Below are 1,124 nucleotides of genomic sequence, written 5' to 3'. Positions count from 1 at the left end.
ACACTGACATGATAAATTAGTGGTTAGCTATATTTTTTTACTTTGCAACAGAACCCATATATCAATCTTTTGAAGATTTAGTTGAATGCTCCATCGGCTTACTTGCAAGAGAACTACCTGAAGAAGAGATAGATGTTGTTATCGCAACAGGTATGCCTAGTAACGAAATAGATTCTAAAAGTCAGGCTCAATTTGAGGAAATATTAAGGAGAAATAGGTCTATAACAATAGATGGTATAACTAAAGTTGTTAATGTTAAGGATATTAAAATCATTGCACAACCTATGGGAACTTTATTAGATTTACATATGGAAAACGGAAAAGTATTTAAATCTTTCACGGAAGGCAAATATAGTGTTTTAGACTTTGGTAGTGGTACAACAATTATAGATACATATCAAAACTTAAAACGTGTAGAGGAAGAAAGTTTTGTTATTAATAAAGGTATGATTGATTTTTATAAGCGTATTGCTACACATGTTAGTAAAGAAGCTGATGGTGCTTCAATAACACCAAGAATGATTGAACAGGGGATGGAATATAAACAATGTAAGGTGAATTCGAGACTAACAGTTGATTTTGTGGATTATTTTATAGAAGAACAAGAAAAAATTATACAGGAAGTTATGAGTAGATTTGAAATAGTGGTAGGTAATATTAATTCTATAGACAGAATTATAGTGACTGGTGGCGGTTCAGCTATTCATTTTGATTCATTGAGTTATTATTATCCAGATGTTTTTGAAAAGGTTGAAAACAGTCAGCTTAGTAATGTACGTGGTTACGAAAAATTGGGGGAACTACTGAAAGATAAAGTAGAACAAGAGGTTAATCGCTTTGAGCAAACAAGAAACTAATCATCTTCTAAAAATTAAAAAAAAAGATTACCCCCAAATCTTTGATTTTTTAGAAAATGTTCCTAAAGGTACCAAAACTGCGCATATACGAGAAGCACTTATTAGATACATTAATGATTTGGGTGGTACTCCTCCAATACCTTTTAATAACAAAATAAATGATATGGGATCTATCAAGTACGATAATGGAAAATTATTGAGAAATCCGAGTAAAGAACGAAAAAAGGAAATTCGAGAAGCAATTAAGCAAGAAAATATTAAACAATC

Annotated in this window: 2 protein-coding genes; both read left to right on the top strand. The window is 31.0% G+C overall.

What is annotated here, in order from left to right; genetic code table 11:
- Positions 1-29: 29 nt before the first annotated feature.
- Positions 30-857 (top strand): ParM/StbA family protein, encoded by an 828-nt coding sequence (locus tag D9V42_RS14640; protein ID WP_158593195.1) that lies wholly within the window; start codon positions 30-32, stop codon positions 855-857.
- Positions 838-1,124, top strand: a 287-nt coding sequence (locus D9V42_RS15495) for a plasmid segregation protein ParR (RefSeq protein WP_244204788.1), incomplete at its 3' end; no start/stop codon positions are given. The genes D9V42_RS14640 and D9V42_RS15495, both read left to right, overlap by 20 nt.

It is taken from the genome of Staphylococcus pseudoxylosus (genome assembly GCF_003697915.1).
Taxonomy (GTDB): Bacteria; Bacillota; Bacilli; order Staphylococcales; family Staphylococcaceae; genus Staphylococcus; species Staphylococcus pseudoxylosus.
The sequence above is the reverse complement of the archived record's forward strand: the minus strand, read 5'-3'. Positions and strand labels throughout refer to the sequence as shown.